The organism is Streptomyces sp. NPDC058683 (genome assembly GCF_042716195.1).
Lineage (GTDB): Bacteria > Actinomycetota > Actinomycetes > Streptomycetales > Streptomycetaceae > Streptomyces.
The window spans coordinates 155,743-170,344 of record NZ_JBHXSK010000024.1; the positions used below are offsets into that span (position 1 = coordinate 155,743).

General features: G+C 68.6%; 14 protein-coding genes, 1 tRNA gene and 1 pseudogene. 10 read left to right on the top strand and 6 right to left on the bottom strand.

Annotation, left to right across the window (positions count from 1 at the left end):
* The first annotated feature begins 49 nt into the window (after positions 1 to 49).
* Positions 50 to 1,813, top strand: coding sequence for a SpoIIE family protein phosphatase (locus ACFWXC_RS26700; RefSeq protein ID WP_384482644.1), 1,764 nt, complete (start codon positions 50 to 52; stop codon positions 1,811 to 1,813).
* A 63-nt stretch (positions 1,814 to 1,876) separates the two neighbouring features.
* Here the strand turns inward: ACFWXC_RS26700 and ACFWXC_RS26705 are convergent, their stop codons facing one another.
* Together ACFWXC_RS26705 and ACFWXC_RS26710 are read right to left on the bottom strand one after the other, a co-directional pair.
* On the bottom strand, positions 1,877 to 2,944 hold the full coding sequence (locus ACFWXC_RS26705; protein ID WP_384482646.1) for a hypothetical protein: 1,068 nt from the start codon (positions 2,942 to 2,944) through the stop codon (positions 1,877 to 1,879).
* Positions 2,945 to 2,951: 7 nt separating this feature from the next.
* Positions 2,952 to 3,380 carry a hypothetical protein gene (locus ACFWXC_RS26710; RefSeq protein ID WP_384482648.1) on the bottom strand — a complete coding sequence of 143 codons (429 nt, stop codon included), beginning with the start codon at positions 3,378 to 3,380 and terminating at the stop codon, positions 2,952 to 2,954.
* Positions 3,381 to 4,275: 895 nt separating this feature from the next.
* Between ACFWXC_RS26710 and ACFWXC_RS26715 the strand changes: the two genes are divergently transcribed.
* From ACFWXC_RS26715 to ACFWXC_RS26730, 4 genes and pseudogenes are all read left to right on the top strand, one after another.
* Entirely contained in the window at positions 4,276 to 4,572 is a 297-nt protein-coding gene (locus ACFWXC_RS26715; protein ID WP_351737011.1) for an antibiotic biosynthesis monooxygenase, read from the top strand.
* 76 nt (positions 4,573 to 4,648) lie between these two features.
* Positions 4,649 to 4,726: pseudogene (locus ACFWXC_RS26720) on the top strand (OsmC family protein); the annotation flags it as partial.
* Between the two features lie 106 nt (positions 4,727 to 4,832).
* Positions 4,833 to 5,873, top strand: a complete 1,041-nt coding sequence (locus tag ACFWXC_RS26725; RefSeq protein WP_384482650.1) for a methyltransferase — start codon at positions 4,833 to 4,835, stop codon at positions 5,871 to 5,873.
* Positions 5,874 to 6,042: 169 nt separating this feature from the next.
* A complete protein-coding gene (locus ACFWXC_RS26730; protein ID WP_384482652.1) occupies positions 6,043 to 6,999 on the top strand; it encodes a GlxA family transcriptional regulator in 957 nt (318 codons plus the stop codon).
* A gap of 35 nt (positions 7,000 to 7,034) precedes the next feature.
* Here ACFWXC_RS26730 and ACFWXC_RS26735 read toward each other — a convergent pair whose 3' ends face one another.
* The 3 genes from ACFWXC_RS26735 to ACFWXC_RS26745 all read right to left on the bottom strand — a co-directional run bounded on the left by ACFWXC_RS26735 (position 7,035) and on the right by ACFWXC_RS26745 (position 9,434).
* Positions 7,035 to 7,913, bottom strand: coding sequence for an alpha/beta fold hydrolase (locus tag ACFWXC_RS26735; RefSeq protein WP_384482653.1), 879 nt, complete (start codon positions 7,911 to 7,913; stop codon positions 7,035 to 7,037).
* Positions 7,914 to 8,086: 173 nt separating this feature from the next.
* Positions 8,087 to 8,266 carry a hypothetical protein gene (locus ACFWXC_RS26740; RefSeq protein ID WP_384482655.1) on the bottom strand — a complete coding sequence of 60 codons (180 nt, stop codon included), beginning with the start codon at positions 8,264 to 8,266 and terminating at the stop codon, positions 8,087 to 8,089.
* A 106-nt stretch (positions 8,267 to 8,372) separates the two neighbouring features.
* Positions 8,373 to 9,434: an alpha/beta fold hydrolase gene (locus ACFWXC_RS26745; protein ID WP_384482657.1), complete on the bottom strand. Its 1,062-nt coding sequence runs from the start codon at positions 9,432 to 9,434 to the stop codon at positions 8,373 to 8,375.
* Between the two features lie 312 nt (positions 9,435 to 9,746).
* Here ACFWXC_RS26745 and ACFWXC_RS26750 point away from each other — a divergent pair, with 312 nt between their 5' ends.
* Both ACFWXC_RS26750 and ACFWXC_RS26755 read left to right on the top strand, forming a co-directional pair.
* Complete coding sequence (locus ACFWXC_RS26750) at positions 9,747 to 10,385, top strand: response regulator (protein WP_384482659.1); 639 nt, start codon at positions 9,747 to 9,749, stop codon at positions 10,383 to 10,385.
* A complete protein-coding gene (locus ACFWXC_RS26755) occupies positions 10,382 to 11,425 on the top strand; it encodes a sensor histidine kinase (RefSeq protein ID WP_384482660.1) in 1,044 nt (347 codons plus the stop codon). The genes ACFWXC_RS26750 and ACFWXC_RS26755 overlap by 4 nt, the downstream gene beginning before the upstream one ends.
* A 165-nt stretch (positions 11,426 to 11,590) precedes the next feature.
* On the opposite strand, the gene ACFWXC_RS26760 is transcribed toward ACFWXC_RS26755, so the two are convergent.
* Positions 11,591 to 11,664, bottom strand: a tRNA-Thr gene (locus ACFWXC_RS26760).
* 217 nt (positions 11,665 to 11,881) lie between these two features.
* Here ACFWXC_RS26760 and ACFWXC_RS26765 point away from each other — a divergent pair.
* The 3 genes from ACFWXC_RS26765 to ACFWXC_RS26775 all read left to right on the top strand — a co-directional run bounded on the left by ACFWXC_RS26765 (position 11,882) and on the right by ACFWXC_RS26775 (position 14,523).
* Complete coding sequence (locus ACFWXC_RS26765; protein ID WP_384482661.1) at positions 11,882 to 13,018, top strand: ABC transporter ATP-binding protein; 1,137 nt, start codon at positions 11,882 to 11,884, stop codon at positions 13,016 to 13,018.
* A 224-nt stretch (positions 13,019 to 13,242) separates the two neighbouring features.
* Entirely contained in the window at positions 13,243 to 13,704 is a 462-nt protein-coding gene (locus ACFWXC_RS26770) for a hypothetical protein (RefSeq protein WP_384482663.1), read from the top strand.
* 87 nt (positions 13,705 to 13,791) lie between these two features.
* Positions 13,792 to 14,523 (top strand): NDP-sugar synthase, encoded by a 732-nt coding sequence (locus ACFWXC_RS26775; protein ID WP_384482665.1) that lies wholly within the window; start codon positions 13,792 to 13,794, stop codon positions 14,521 to 14,523.
* Positions 14,524 to 14,602: the final 79 nt, after the last annotated feature.

Here is a 14,602-nt window from a genome sequence, read left to right on the forward strand (position 1 = left end):
ACACGATGGGAGAGGGACCGCCCAGGCCCGGACGGTCAGGAGAGACCAGGTGAACGCTGAACGACTCCCGCCGACGTGGCTCTTCACCGAGACCACGGACACTGCGCCGGCGATGACACCGGAATCCCACGTCGACGGCGTGGGCAGGCCCTGTGAGTACGGCCTTCTGCGGCAGATCGTCGAAGGCACCTCCGCCCCGGTCGTCATCGTCGACGAGCATCTGCGGTACACCTACGTCAACCCGGCCTGGACCGCCGTCACCGGGGTCCCCGCCGACGGCTACCTCGGCAAGAAGTTCGGCTCGGTGCTGCCCGACGTCCAGACACCCGACGACGTCCTCATCGAGGTACTGGCGGACGGAAAGCCGCGTGAGGTGACCGTGACCGGGAACACGCTGGTCCCCTCACCCGTGGGTCGCAGGATCTGGCGCTCGGTCTTCCACCGGCTGGAGTCCCACGGCCGGGTCATCGGCGTGTGCGGCATCGGCGTCGAGGTCAGCAACCTGCGCCAGTACCTCGACGACCTGGAGACCGCACACCAGCGGCTCGCCCTGCTGGACGCCGCGGGGACCCGGGTGGGCACGACCCTCGACGTCGAGACCACCTGCGCCGAACTGGCCGACTTCCTCTCCCCGTCGCTGGCCGACGTGGCCGCGGTGGGGATCGTCGAGGAGGAGTTCCTGGGAGCACCCCCGCCGCCGCCCGGAGTGCTGCGGCTGCGCAAGATGAAGCTCACGGCGGCGCCGGAGGTGCAGCTGCACCTGCACGGACTCGACGGCCCGAAGCCGTACGTCGACCTTCCCCGGGGCGGGGTCACCCGCAACTGCATGGACAGCGGACGGCCGTGGCTGAGCAACATGGCCTCCGAGGAACTCCTGGAGAAGGTGAACCCGGATCCCGAATACGTGAAGATCTTCCGCACGGCCGGCATGCACTCGGTCCTGATCGTGCCGCTGCCCACGGCCGGCCGCAGTGTCGGCACCGTGATGCTGCTGCGCGGCGGCGACTCCGCCCCCTTCAGCGAGGACGACGTCCTCACCGCCCAGGGCGTCGCCGCCCGCGCGGCCACCTCCATCGACAGCGCCCGCCGCTACACCGGGGAGCACACCATGACCCTGGAGCTCCAGCGTGCCCTGCTCTCCGAGCCGGACCGCCCGCACCCCAGCGTCGAGGTGGCCACCCGTTATCTGCCCTCCGGCCGCAGCGCGCTGGTCGGCGGCGACTGGTACGACTCGGTCGCCCTGCCGGGCGGCCGGACCCTGCTGGTCATGGGCGACGTGATGGGGCACGGCTTCCAGGCGGCGGTGGCGATGAGCCAGTACCGCTCCGTGCTGCGCACCGTGGCCGCCTCCGGCCTGCCCGTCGACGAGATGCTGGGCGAAGCGGACCGCCGGGCCGCCCGGATCGGCCTCGACCGGGTCGCCACCTGCCTGCTCGTCCTCGTCGACCCCGAGAACGGCACCTGTACCGCGTCCACGGCCGGCCATCTGCCACCCGTCGTCCTCCGCCCGGACGGCAGCGCCGAGGTCCTGGACCTCACCGCCGGACCGCCCCTCGGCACGGAGCTCGGCGACTACGAGATGACAACGTTCTCCCTGGAGCCGGACGCGGTCCTGCTGCTCTACACCGACGGCCTGGTGGAACAGCGCGGCACGGACATCGACGACGCGATCCGCGGCCTCACGGAGCTGAGCCTGCCGGCGGACGGCTCCCTGGAGCGCCTGGTCGACACCCTGCTGACCCAGCTGACCAGCGGAATCTGCGAGGACGACATCGCACTCCTCGCGGCACGGCAGCGCTGCGAGAACGCGTAGGGAGGCCCCTGGGGGGATCAAGCGAGGGAAGGCGTACCGGTACTCGGCGACCACCGCGACGGGTCAGGAGGCCGGCGGCTCGGAGAGGTAAGGGAAGTGATCGAGGAGCGGCCCGTGCACGAGTCCCGAGGAGAAGTCCTGGTTCACGATCATCTTGATGACGTTGGACGCGATGTCCTCCCGCACGCCCTTGCCGTTGTGAAGGCCGCACCAGGGATCCCAGTCGGCGACGGTGCCGGGTGTGAACGAGAGGACGTTCGGGAGCAGATGGTCCGCCGCCCACGCGCCGTAGGCCCGGGCGGTGGGGAACCTGTGGGGACGGTGGCCGTACGTTCCGCCGGCCTCGACGACCGCTGCGATGTTGTCGCGCACCTGACCCCAGATTCCCGAGGCGGGATCGGTTGCGGGGTGGGCGGGCCTGCCTTTGAGGTCGTCCGTGGGGATGCCGGCGTTGTAGTCGACGTGCGCCGAGCCATGGGCGAAGTCGAAGAAGGTGGTCATGTTGGGCTCAGCGGCGCGCTGGAGCTGGGCCCAGGCGTTGTGACCCTCGTCGAAGTACGCGGTGGTCGCCCAGAAGTGCACCCGGCCGCGGCCCGTGATCCAGACGGGCACCTCGAGCACGAAGGACCTGACGCTGGTGTTCGCGAAGTCGTCGTGGGCGGGGCGCAGTGCGTCGAAGTCGGGGAAGGTGCCGGTCGCCAGTGCCTTCGTCGTCGCGACGGGGAAGGGGATGAAGTTGTAGAACGGGTCACGGCGTTGCCCGGCGAAGAGCTTGATGCCGTCACGGCATTCGACGACCTCTCCGACGGGGGCGTCGGGGGGCGTGATGATCGTGCCTGAGGCACTGCGGTCAGTGGCCGCCGTACCGGTGAGCTGCTCCACCTGAACGTACTGCGTGCCGTCGGAGCCGATCGGGAAGGTGGCCCGGTACGTGATGTCCTCGACGTAGTCGCCGTTGGTGTCGATCTTGAGCTCGTAGTAGCCCGCGGGGTTCCAGGGCTTGCCGTACGTCGGCGAGGTGTTCATCCCGAACACCGTGCGGGGGCCATGACGGTCGCCGGCCCCGGAAAAGCAGTAGGCGTCGCTGATGTCCAGCGTTTCGTCTTCCGGGTAGTCGAAGTGGTGGGACATGGTGCTCCTAGCGGATCCGGGCGTTGCGGGAGTACGGGTTACGGGAAAACGGCTGCAGCGCGAGCGTGTAGAACCAGTTGCGGTACGGAGCCTCGTTCGTGCCGCCGAACTCGCCGTAGAACCAAAGGAACGGGAGCTCGCGGGCATCCCACGTCACGCGGTCGGTCCTCCCGCTCGTGTGGTGGACCTCGTACCAGCCCTCGGCGAACCCGCTCAGGACGCCGATACGGGTGGGGGCACGGCGTTCGGGGACGATCGACGCGTCGACCGTCGTGCCGTCGGTGGCCGTCAGGTACGGCCACGCGGACTGGGCCGACGCGAGGTACGGACCGCTGTAGAAGTCCTGGACGGGCACGGCCTTGACGCCTGCGGGCAGCACCAGACGGGTTCCCGGAGTGAGCAGCGGAGCGTGGTACCGCCGCTCCTGACCGTGCATCAGTTCACCGGCGGCCGTCGGGACGCCGCCCCGCCGCACCGCCGTAGCGGCCGACGCAGGGGAGGCCTCCGCGCCGAGTCCGTACAGAACGGGAATGGCCGCGAGGCCTCCGAGGATGCCGCGCCGACCCAGCGTTACGCCGCCCGCGCTGTCCGCGCGCTTTCGGTTGCCTGTGGTGATGTTTACTCACGTTCCTCTCCTGCCGCGGTCGGAGACCATCGACGCTGTGCGCCACCCGGTCCGGCCATCTGTGCTGTCGGACCGCCGGCTGCTCGGCGCACGACGAACTTACGGTGACCGCCCGTGACCGCATCAGCGGCAGAAGCGACAAGGGAGATAGCGTTCCCGTCATCCGCTTGATCTCGCAGAAGCCGGGTGTGGAGGCGACGGCGAGGGTGCCGCCCCTCGTTGAGGACGGCCAGGGCACTCGGTTACTAGTCGACCGGTCGCCTAATTGACGGTAAGCGGCCGGGTGTACCCACGTCAAAGGGTCGTTCCCTCCGGTGCGGAGCCGTCCACCGCCACTACCTGCGGTGCAAGCCGGCGCCTATCAGAAGGGAGAAAGGCCGTCCTGGCGAGCGCAGTGCGGCGGGGCGCATGGTCATCGGGGAAGCACCACACCCGGGCGCCCTGCGCAGTGGCGGAGACGGACCATGAAGGAATTCCTGGTCGAGATCACCACCGCGATCCCTGAGGGAGTACGCGCGTCGCCTGGCCGGACCGTGAGCGGATGAGTTCCTTGGACGGCGCCTCGCCCCATGACCGACGACACCCCCACCCGCGCGACGGGAACCCTATCAACCGTGTCGTTTCTGCCGCTGATGTGGTGACGGGCCGTCACCGTACGTTCGTTGTGCGCCGGGAGCCCGGCAGTTCGTGAGCGAGGAGTGGACACATGAAGGTCGGTCTGTTGGTACGCATCGAGGCGAAGCCGGAGTACGCCGACGAGGTGGAGGCCCTGCTGCGCGGCGCGCAGGAGCTGGCCGAGCAGGAGCAGGGCACCGTGACGTGGTTCTCGTTCCGGGAGAACGCCACCACCTTCGGAGTGTTCGACACCTTCGAGGACGAGCAGGGACGCCAGGCGCACCTGACGGGCCGGATCGCCGCCGCACTGGGCGAGGCCGCACAGACGAAGCTCAGCGCGCCCCCGGTGGTCGCCCCGGTCGACCTGCTGGGGACCAAGGTCTCCTGACCGACGCGGAGCCAAGTCGGGACCTGGGAACAGCAGTTGGACCGTCAGAGGAAGCAGCAGGAACCATGAACGCTGTCTCGACGGCAACGGCCAGGGCACCAATCCCGAACAGCTCCTCGCCGCCGGCTACGCGGCCTGCTTCACCAGCACCCTCACCGGACCCGCTTCCGGCTCGCAGGCCACCGGGCCCGGCACGAACCGACTGTGCTGGGCTCCAGTTCGCGACGGCGTCATGCCGTCGCCCAGTAGAGGAGATTGATTTGACCAGCGCACAACCGTCGCCGGCCCGCTCGGCGGAGGCTCAGGACTATGAGCGCATGATGGGCATGGTCACGGGCTTCTGGGTCACCCAGACGGTTCGGGCTGCCGCCTTGTACAACCTCGCGGACCACCTCGCGGCCGGAGCCGACACCGCCGAAGCGATCGCCGAGGCGGAGTCCACCGATCCCGACGCGACCCGCCGCCTGCTGCGCACCTGCGCTTCCCTGGGCCTGATGACCTCCGAGGACGGGCGTCACTTCACCGGCACGTCCCTGCTGAGCACGCTGCGGCACGACGACCCCCACTCGCTGCGGCATTTCGCCATCTCCCAGTCCGCACCGGGCCATTGGCTGCCGTGGGGCAGGTTCCCCGATGCCGTCCGCACGGGCCGGCACCAGGTGACCGCGGCCCATGGGGAGGAGAACATCTTCGACTACTTCGCCAAGCACCTCGACGAAGCGTCTTCCTTCACCGAGTCGATGAGCAACCTGTCACACGCCTCCGCCCTCGACATCGCCGCCGTGCTGGACACCAAGGACGTCACCCTCGCCCTGGACATCGGCGGAGCCGGCGGTGACGTCATCCGGGCCATGATGAAGGCCAACCCCGAACTCGACGGCGGGGTCTTCGACCTGCCCCACATCGTCCCCGCCGCCGCGGAAGCGGCCGAGGCCGAGGGACTGGAGGGGCGTTTCACCGCCCTCGGCGGAGACTTCTTCGATTCGGTTCCGGCCGCGGACCTCTACGTACTCAAATACATCCTCCACGACTGGGACGATGCGAGCTGCGTCCGCATACTTCAGAACTGCCGGGCATCGCTGACCGACGGCGGCCGTATCGCCGTGGTCGACCACCTGGTCGGCGAGGCCGGAGTGCCTGGGCTCGCCCCTCTGATGGATATGAACATGCTCGGCATGACAGGCGGCCGGGAACGCCAGATCGCCGAATTCGACGCCCTGTTCACCGCAGCCGGCCTGCAGCGGGTCAAAGTGAGTACCGCCGGGGCGTTCGCCGTCATCGAAGCCCAGCCCACAACCTGACTTCAGCCATCCACCGCGGGAAAACCGAATCGACCCGGTGATTCACGGTTGTTCCCCGTCCCCGTCCGGGAGGCGGCCCCCGGCAGTATCCGGCGGCCCCTCCCGGACGGTGCGGGGGCGGTCGTGGAATGTGCAGTTCAGGAACATCACAAAGGATGGGGTTCCCGCCGTGCAAGTAGCAGTCGTCGTCTATGACGGGGTCTTCGACTCCGGGCTCGCGGCGGTCCTCGACGTGCTGAACAACGCCAACGCGCTGGGCGGGCAGATCCACCAGCCGCCGACCTGGAACGTGACCATGGTCGGCGCCGCCCCGTCCGTGCACACCGGGGCCGGGCTCCTCGTGACGCCCAGACCGCTCGCGCACGCGGACACGGCGGACCTGCTGGTCGTACCGGCGCCGGCGGAGAGCGATCCTTCGGCGCTGCTCGACCATGTCGGCGGCGACGAGTCCCTGCCCGTCCGCGACCTGATCGCCCGGACCCGTGCCCGTGGAACGACCATCGCCTCCGCATGCGCGGGCACCTTCCTCCTGGCCGAGGCGGGAGTGCTGGACGGGCTGCGCGCGACGACCACCTGGTGGCTGTCGCCGGCATTCCGCGACAGGTATCCCAAGGTCCACCTGGATCACAGCCAGATGGTCATCGGCAGCGAGGGCATCACCACCGCCGGCGCGGCCTTCGGTCACGTCGACCTCGCACTGGCGATCGTCCGGGCCGGCAGCCCCGCCCTCGCCGACATCGTCGCCCGCTACCTCGTCATCGACGAACGCCCGTCACAGGCGGCGTACACCATTCCCAGCGCTCTGGCACAGTGCGATCCCACCGTCGCCGCCTTCGAACTCTGGACCCGCGAGCGTCTGACCGACCCCATCAGCATCCCTGCGGCGGCCAAAGCCATCGGCGTCAGCGAACGGACCCTGCAGCGCGCCGTGCAGCGCAGTGTCGGGACCTCTCCCATCCGGTTCGTCCAGGATCTGAGAATCGAGCGCGCCTGTCACCTGCTGCGCTCCACCGACATGTCCCTGGAGGCCATCTCCCGGAAAGTCGGCTACGAACACCCCAACACCCTGCGGGTACTCCTCCGCGAACGCACCGGCAAGACGACATCGGCCCTGCGCGGCAAGTGATCCCCTTCTGACCGGGGCGAATCGCCCCACGTACGCTATTTGCCGAGGAACGGCAGCAGGTGTTCGAGCAGGATCTCAGGAGCCTCTTCCGGGATCCAGTGTCCGCTCGCAACCACAGCGCCAGTCAGGTCGTCGGCGTACTTCTGAGCCTGCTCAGGGACGAGTTCACCGAGCGCGCCGTCGGCGCCGATGGCCAACACCGGCATCGTCAGCGTCGTGCCGCGGTTGCGGATCGTGTCCTGGACGTCCCGAGGGAACGTCCTGAAGTACTCGTAGGACGCTCGCAGATATCCCGGACGTCGCAGAGCCTGCGCGTACTCGGCGAGTGCCTGAGCGTCCACTCCGCCCTTCACCTTTTCCATCCAGCCGATGAATCCTTCGATCCAGATGTCCTCGCGTCCGGCGACGATCTTCTCCTGCAGCCCATTGTCGAGCGTGAAGAAACCGAAGTTCCACAAGCCGGGTCCGGCCTCGGTCCACGCGGGCAACTCGTACGCGATCTCGTCGACCTGAGGGGCCTCCAGCAGCGTCAGGGTCCGAGTCGAGCTTCGATGAGCGGCCGCGTAAGCGTACGCAACCATGGTCCCGATGTCGTGTCCGACGACATTGACCTGTTCATCCAGCCCGAGCGCAACCAGCAACTGGTGTACGTCCTCCGCGAGGGTGGCCTTGTCGTATCCGCTCTCGGGAGCGTCCGAGCCGCCGGAACCGCGGAGGTCGGGCGCGATCACTGTGTACCGCTCCGCGAGCGCCGGCATGATCTTCCGCCACGAGTACCAGGTCTGCGGATATCCGTGCAGCAGAACAACCGTGGGACCGGTGCCGCCTACGGCATAGTTGACGGTGATTCCATTGACTTGACTCGTCTTCTCAACGAACCCGTCAGGAACCTTCGACGCGGTGAGCAGCGGCATCAATTTCTCCTTGAATGACCGTTCGGTGTGAGAAAAAATCTAAACCGTCAGGCCCTGTCGGATCAGTGGCGAATCCGACAGGAAGAATAGCGATCCCGACGCCAGACCATTGCGGGCAACACCCACAGGGGTAAAACTCAATGGTCGACCGGCACGCGAGGCGTGACGCCCGTCTACAGACAGGTACGGGTGAGCCAGTCGTCGGAGTTGTACGTATCCCTGGCCGGATCCGGCACCGTGGCAGGCCGTACCTCCACCAGTTGCTCCGGGCGAATGCGCTCCGGCAACTTACCGAACCAGGGACGCTGCCCGGTATCGGCGGCATCCGAGAATCCTGTCTTTTCAGGTGTCATTTCGTCCTCCTCAGTTGTGAAACACCGCGGCTCGGCGCCGGGCAGCCCGGTGGGCTTCGCCTTCCTTGCCGAACGGCTCGGGCCGCAGCAGAAGCGACACCGCTGGTCAGAATCGGTCGGCATCGAGGACGGCTCGGGCGAACGCTTCGGGCGCTTCCTGCGGCACGTTGTGGCCGATCCCCTTGAGTGTCCGGTGGTCATAGGGGCCCGTGAACTTGCCCCGGTACGCCGCGCCGTCGCCGGCCGGGGTGAAGGGATCCAGCTCCCCGTCGAGAGTGACGGTGGGCACCGCGATGTCGGGCGCGGCCGCGAGACGTGCCTCGATACCGTCGTAGCGGGGGTCGCCCTGGGCCAGGCCCAGCCGCCAGCGGTAGTTGTGAATGACGATGGGGACGTAGTCCTCGTTGTCGAATGCCGCCGCCGTGCGGTCGAAGGTGGCGTCGTCGAAGTTCCACGACGGGGAGACGTTGTGCCAGATGAGCTTCGCGAAATCATGCCGGTACTTCTCGAAGCCCAGCGCGCCACGTTCGGTCGCGAAGTAGTACTGGTACCACCATGCCCACTCGGCCGCAGGCGGCAGCGGCAGCTTGTTCTTCTCCCGATTGGTGATCAGGTAACCGGTCACGGAGACCAGAGCCCTGCACCGCTTCGGCCAGAGGGCGGCAATGATGTCGGCGGTCCGCGATCCCCAGTCGAAGCCCCCGAACACGGCCTTCTTGATCCGCAGAGCGTCCATCAGGGCGATGATGTCGTAGGCGATCACCGACTGTTGCGCGTTGCGGAACGTGGTCGACGAGAGGAAGGTCGTGGTGCCGTGTCCGCGCAGGTAGGGAACGATGACTCGGTAGCCCTGGGCCGCGAGCAGGGGCGCGACATCCACGTAGCTGTGGATGTCGTACGGCCACCCGTGCAGGAGGATGACGGCTGGTCCGTCGGCCGGGCCGGCCTCGGCGTAGCCGACGATGAGCTCGCCCGCCCTGACCTGCTTCAGCATCGGGAAGGACCTGTCGCCCGAGTCCGGTGTCAGCGCCGTCGCCGCCTTTTCCGCGCCGGGCCCGGACGACGAGGACGCCGCTGCCGCGGGGCCGCCCAGGCCGACCAGTGATGCCGCAGCCGTTCCCGCTGCGCCCGCGCCGATGACCCTGCCGAAGGTACGCCTGTCGATCATCTGTGCACCGTTCTGTCCGTGTCGGCCGGCCGGCGCTTCGCGCCCGACCGAGGTCCCTGCCCAGCCATCGTGGTGCTCCGACACCCTTGGGGGCCTCGGTGTCCGTCCGCAGTCGTCCTTCGGGTTTCCCGCACCCGCCGCCTCGGCACCCGGCGCCTCGGCACCCGGCGCCTCGGCATCCGCCGCTTCGGCACCCCCACCTTCAGGGGTTCACCCGATCGCTGCGCCCCTCCCCGGAGCCCGGGCCGACCGGCCTCACGCAGTACCTTTGCCCCCATGAATGCCGACCGCGCTGAGCCGGGGGTGGAGGCTGTGTCACGTCTCAGCGTGGTGATCGCCGATGATCACCCCGTGGTCCGTGCGGGCATGCGCGCGCTGTTGTCCCGGGACGAGTCCTTCGAGATCGTCGCCGAGAGCTCGACGGTCCCGGAGACCGTGCAGGCCGTGACGGTGGAGCAACCGTCCGTGCTGGTCCTGGACCTCACCATGGCAGGCCAATCCAGCCTGCCCTCGATCCCCGACCTGCTCACGGCGTCACCCGGTACCCGCATTCTGATCCTGACGATGCAGGAGGATCCCGCGTTCGCCCGCGCGGCCCTGCGGATCGGAGCGGCCGGATACCTGCTCAAGGAGGCGGCGGCGGAGGAACTGGTCGGTGCGGCTCGCCAGGTCGCGGGGGGAGCCGTATACCTCCAACCCGCCATGGGCGCCCGACTGGCCATCGCGGACGCCGGCGCTCCCGGTGCCGTAGGGGATGTCTCTCTGACAGCGCGCGAGCTTCGGGTTCTCTCACTGCTCGCCCTGGGCCACACCAACCAGGAGGTCGCGCGACGTCTCTACGTTTCCGTTCGGACGGTGGAGACCCACCGCGCCAGGATTCGGGACAAGCTCGGGACCGAGACGCGGGCGGAACTCATCGCCGCCGCTCGCGAGCGCGGGCTGCTGGGATGAACAGCACGCCGCGAGCCAAGGCCGGCCCGATCATGGAGGCCACCGGCGCCGCGCTGCTCGTCATCGCCTTCGCGGTCGAGGTCCTCCAGCAGCAGCCTCGCTGGGTGATGCGCTTCTCCCTCGGCGCCGCCGTCGCCCTCATCGTCGCAGCGGCACTGAGCAACGCCGTCCGGAGGGCATGGCTGGCGGCCCTGTGCGGGCTCGCACTCATCCTCGCCGTGTCACAGCTGGTTCGCATGACGAAGGAGCCGCTTTTCAACGGCCTGAACATCGTGCCTCTCCTGCTGATCGGCTGCGCCGTCATGCTCGGCCGCAGTGCGGTGGCGCGCCGCCACAGTCTCGCGCGGGAGCGGGCCCACGCCCGTAGCGACGGCGAAGAACGAGAACGCCGGCGCTGGGCCCGTGAGTTGCACGACGGCACCCTTCAGGAACTGGCCGCTGTTCAGATGGTTCTGTCCGCCGCCGCCGGCACGGCCCAGTCCGCCGCCATGAACGAGGCCATCGACCAGGCGCGGAGCTTGATCGCGAACCAGATCACGTCCCTGCGGCACCTGATCGTGGAAATGCGGCCTCTCGCCCTCGATCAGCTGGGACTCGCGCCCGCTCTCGAGACGCTGTGCCGGCGCACCGAGGACACCTTCGGGCTGAACGTCGAACTGCGCGTCGGAGCGGAGTGGCGCGGGCTTGGGGACGAGCTGTCGCCGGAGGCCCAGGCCCACGTCTACCGCATCGTGCAGGAAGCGGTGAACAACGCGGTCAAACACGCTCGGGCGAGCCGCCTTCTCGTGGAACTCGACAGCGACGCCCACGCGATCAGTGTGGCGGTCAGGGACAACGGCCGCGGGATGGAAGGGCAGCCTTCCGCACCGGACGACCCGTCCGCGCTCCGCACGGTGGTCTCCACAGGAACCGGGCTGTCGGCCATGCACGAGCGCGGCCACCTGTTGAACGGACACCTCCGCGTCGGTTCCGCCCCAGGTGAGGGAACCTGCGTCACCCTGCTGATACCCCGCCGCGCCAAGCGAGGTTCCAGGCAGTAGGAGTGTCGGCGGGACCGGGAAACGCTACGGACCCGAAGTACCGCTCCTGGCTCTGCGGCGGCTGGAGACGGCCACGACCCGCGTTTCGAGCGGTACTGGCAGCTCCTCGGCGTGATCAACGGCCGGCAGCAGCCCGCCGCGGGACCTCGTCATCCATGCTGTCGGAGCCCCCTGTCGGATTCGAACCGACGACCTTCGCTTTACAAGAGCGGCGCTCTGACCAGCTGAGCTAAGGAGGCGTGCAGGCATCCTGGGATGCGTGCCAGTGCAGTGTACCCAGCTCCCGAGCCGGCCCTGTCGAAAATTTCCGCGAAGTTCACAGGGGTCCAGGTACTGACATACGGGGTGAACGCCGGGTACCGTCCAGATCCAGTTCACTCGCGTGGACTACACCAACCACCTTCCTACAACGGATCGTCCGGCACGTTCCTGCCGGTAGAAGGGGGCCTCTGAGCCATGGCCACTGTTACGTTCGACAAGGCGACCCGGATCTACCCGGGTTCCACCAAGCCCGCCGTCGACGGCCTCGAGATCGCGATCGAGGACGGGGAGTTCCTCGTCCTGGTCGGCCCGTCGGGTTGCGGCAAGTCCACCTCGCTGCGGATGCTCGCGGGCCTGGAGGACGTCAACGCCGGCGCCATCCGCATCGGTGACCGCGACGTCACGCACCTGCCGCCCAAGGACCGGGACATCGCCATGGTGTTCCAGAACTACGCCCTGTACCCGCACATGACGGTCGCCGACAACATGGGCTTCGCGCTCAAGATCGCCGGCCGGAACAAGGCGGAGATCCGGCAGAAGGTCGAGGAGGCCGCGAAGATCCTCGACCTCACCGAGTACCTGGACCGCAAGCCGAAGGCCCTCTCCGGCGGTCAGCGCCAGCGTGTCGCGATGGGCCGCGCCATCGTGCGTGAGCCCCAGGTCTTCCTCATGGACGAGCCGCTGTCCAACCTGGACGCCAAGCTCCGTGTCTCGACCCGTACGCAGATCGCGTCCCTCCAGCGCCGGCTGGGCATCACCACCGTCTACGTCACCCACGACCAGGTCGAGGCCATGACGATGGGCGACCGGGTGGCCGTCCTCAAGGACGGTCTGCTCCAGCAGGTCGACTCGCCGCGCAACATGTACGACCGTCCGGCCAACCTCTTCGTCGCCGGCTTCATCGGCTCCCCCGCCATGAACCTGGTCGAGGTCCCGATCACCGACGGCGGCGTGAAGTTCGGCAACAGCGTGGTCCCGGTCAACCGTGAGGCGCTCCAGGCCGCCACCGACAAGGGTGACCGTACGGTGACCGTCGGTGTCCGTCCCGAGCACTTCGACATCGTCGAGCACAACGGCGAGGCCACGGCCTCCCTCACCAAGGACACCGAGGACGCCCCGGCCGGCCTCGCGGTCTCCGTGAACGTCGTCGAGGAGCTGGGCGCCGACGGCTACGTCTACGGCAGCGCCAAGGTCGACGACGACCTCAAGGACCTGGTCGTCCGCGTCAGCGGCCGCGCGGTCCCGGAGAAGGGCGCCACGCTGCACGTCGTGCCGCGGCCGGGCGAGACCCACGTGTTCTCGACGTCCACGGGCGAGCGTCTCTCCGACTGACCGATCAAGCAGAGAAACCTCTGACCAGGGTGAACTTGCCCAGGTTGACGAAGAGGGCCCCGCAGCCTGCTGCGGGGCCCTTTCCGTTGCCCCGATTTACCCCGGCAAGCGGGTGGTTTTCGAGCCGTGTACGTCAACCCAGTACCCGAAACAGGGCACTTCTCCATCCCCCGAACCGGTGACTAAATGTCGCCAAATCATTACCGCACGCTACCCTCACACGCGTGAAGCACTCCACCAACCCTCAGACGCGACGCGGCCATCGGGGCGGCCCTGCCCGCCGGATCGGCCGCACTCTCGCCCTCGTCCTGCCCGTCGTCCTGGTGCTCTCCGGGACCCTCGCCGTCACCCGCGTCAACTGGACGGGAAGCCCGCGGAACTCGGTGCTCACCGCGACCGACGTGACCGACGCCGATGTCTCCTCCAAGGCCGTCTCCCGGGCCCCCCAGGACGTCCTGCGCGAGCAGCTGATGACCGAGCTCCAGGACAAGAACCCGGGCCAGGTCCTCACCCACCTCCAGCAGGCGGTCAACAGCCACCCGTCGCTGGCCCAGCACTGCTCGTCCATCGCCCGCGCGCTGGGCCGGGCCGCGGTGCGCATCTACGGCGCCTCGCGCGCGCAGTCGTACGCCCGCCCGGTCTGCGACACGTCCTTCGCGTCCGGCGTGCTGGCCGCACACAGCTGAACACCGGCCGGTAAGCGGGTAACAGCTTCTTAAGGGCCGTCCTACGGCGCTCAAGGAGCCCCCGGGGCGCGTCGTACAGTTCGGGGCATGACCCATCCGAACGCCGCGTTGCGCCCCACTCAAGCCGTGGTCCTGGCCGGTGGCCAGGGCTCACGGCTTCGTCCGTACACCGACGACCGGCCCAAGCCGATGGTCGAGATCCCGGGTACGGGCACGCCGATCATCGGCCACCAGCTGACCTGGCTCGCCGAGGAGGGCGTCACGGACGTGGTGGTCTCCTGCGGCCACCTCGCCGACGTCCTGCAGAAGTGGCTGGACTCGGCCGACCTGCCCCTCTCCGTCACGACGGTGGTGGAGAGCGAGCCGCTGGGCCGGGGCGGCGGCCTGAAGTACGCGGCCGCGCGTCTGCCGCACACCGACCGGCCCTGGTACGCCACGAACGGCGACATCTGGACGCGGTTCTCGCTGCGCGACATGGCCGACTTCCACACGGAGCGGGACGCGGTGGCGACGCTCGCGCTCGCCCGGCCGCGGATCCCGTGGGGCGCGGTGCAGACGGACGGGTTCGGGCACATCACGGACTTCATCGAGGCACCGCCGTCGACGTTCGAGATCAACGCGGGTGTGTACGTCTTCTCGCCCGAGTTCGCCGAGATGCTTCCCGAGCGGGGAGACCACGAGCGGACGACCTTCCCGCACCTCGCCCGGAGCCGGCGGCTGGCCGGGTTCCCGCTTCCGCAGGGGGCGTACTGGCGGGCGATCGACACGGCGAAGGACCTGACGGAGGCGGCGAAGGAACTGGCGGCGCTGGGTCGGTAGCCCGCGGAGGGGTACGCCGTTCCTCCCTCTCCCCCCTTCTTCCTCATGGTGAGGGGCCCCACGCCGTATGGCGTGGGGC

What these genes read in the sequence shown, in the direction of transcription:
- ACFWXC_RS26705 (WP_384482646.1), bottom strand. Translation starts at nt 2,944, where the DNA reads ATGTCCCACCACTTCGACTACCCGGAAGACGAAACGCTGGACATCAGC.
- ACFWXC_RS26710 (WP_384482648.1), bottom strand. Translation starts at nt 3,380, where the DNA reads ATGCACGGTCAGGAGCGGCGGTACCACGCTCCGCTGCTCACTCCGGGA.
- ACFWXC_RS26715 (WP_351737011.1), top strand. Translation starts at nt 4,276, where the DNA reads ATGAAGGTCGGTCTGTTGGTACGCATCGAGGCGAAGCCGGAGTACGCC.
- ACFWXC_RS26735 (WP_384482653.1), bottom strand. Translation starts at nt 7,913, where the DNA reads ATGCCGCTGCTCACCGCGTCGAAGGTTCCTGACGGGTTCGTTGAGAAG.
- ACFWXC_RS26740 (WP_384482655.1), bottom strand. Translation starts at nt 8,266, where the DNA reads ATGACACCTGAAAAGACAGGATTCTCGGATGCCGCCGATACCGGGCAG.
- ACFWXC_RS26745 (WP_384482657.1), bottom strand. Translation starts at nt 9,434, where the DNA reads ATGATCGACAGGCGTACCTTCGGCAGGGTCATCGGCGCGGGCGCAGCG.
- ACFWXC_RS26755 (WP_384482660.1), top strand. Translation starts at nt 10,382, where the DNA reads ATGAACAGCACGCCGCGAGCCAAGGCCGGCCCGATCATGGAGGCCACC.
- ACFWXC_RS26765 (WP_384482661.1), top strand. Translation starts at nt 11,882, where the DNA reads ATGGCCACTGTTACGTTCGACAAGGCGACCCGGATCTACCCGGGTTCC.
- ACFWXC_RS26775 (WP_384482665.1), top strand. Translation starts at nt 13,792, where the DNA reads ATGACCCATCCGAACGCCGCGTTGCGCCCCACTCAAGCCGTGGTCCTG.